The sequence below is a fragment of the Marinobacter manganoxydans MnI7-9 genome (assembly GCF_000235625.1).
Lineage (GTDB): Bacteria > Pseudomonadota > Gammaproteobacteria > Pseudomonadales > Oleiphilaceae > Marinobacter > Marinobacter manganoxydans.
Window position 1 is genome coordinate 1 of record NZ_AGTR01000086.1, and the last position, 1,017, is coordinate 1,017.

Consider the following 1,017-nt stretch of genomic DNA (forward strand, 5'->3'; position numbering starts at 1 on the left):
AACGGTCAGCGTGCCGTCGACGAGGCCAGAGACATCAACGTCAGTGACTGAGTAAGAGCCGTCATTGGCGACGGTGGCGGTGGTGTTAACCACGGTGCCGTCCACATCGGTGATGGTGATGGCAACGGTCTCGCCGGGTGCGACGTCAGTTGAAGTGCCGGACAGATCCACGGTCTCGTTAGCATTGTCGACCTCGTCGATCGCCAAAGTGAGATTGCCCGCGGTGGCGTTCAAGGTGCCAGTTTCAGAGTCGGAGACCGAATTGCCGTTGCGGTCAGTCGCTGAAGCGTTAACCGTCAGGTTACCGTCGACGAGGCTGGAGACATCCACCCCCGAGACCGCATAGGTGCCGTCGTTTGCCACCGTGGCCGTGGCGGTCACCACCGTGCCGTCCACATCGGTGATGTCGATGGCAACGGTGTCGCCCGAAGCTACGTCCGCCGTGGTGCCAGACAGGTCGATGGTCTCGCTGGCGTTGTCGATCTCGTCGATCGCCAAAGTGAGGTTGCCTGCGGTGGCGTCCAGAGTGTCGGTATCAGAGTCGGAGACGGAATTGCCGTTCCGGTCGGTGGCGGAAGCATTCACCGTCAGCTCGCCATCCACCAGGCTGGACACGTCCACATCGGCAACGGAATAGGAGCCGTCGTTAGCGACGGTAGCGGTGGTAGTCACCTCCGTGCCATCGACGTCCGTGATGCTGATCGCGACGGTGTTCCCCGGGGCCACGTCGGACGTGGTGCCGGAGAGATCCACGGTCTCGTTAGCGTTGTCGACATTGTCGATGACCAGAGTCAGACCGCCTGCTGCAGCATCCAGAACGCCGGATTCGGAATCAGATACATTGTTACCGTTTCGATCAGTAGCAGAGGCGTCAACGGTCAGCGTGCCATCTACGAGGCCAGAGACATCCACATCGGACACGGAATAGGAGCCATCGTTAGCGATGGTGGCGGTGGTGTTCACAACTGCGCCATCGACGTCCGTGATGCTGATCGCGACGGTGTCACCCGGTGCCAC

General features: G+C 60.9%; 1 protein-coding gene. It reads right to left on the reverse strand.

The genetic code is table 11. From position 1 onward, the window contains the following. On the reverse strand, nt 1-1,017 hold a 1,017-nt coding region (locus KYE_RS20665; RefSeq protein WP_264622657.1), incomplete at both ends, for a hypothetical protein.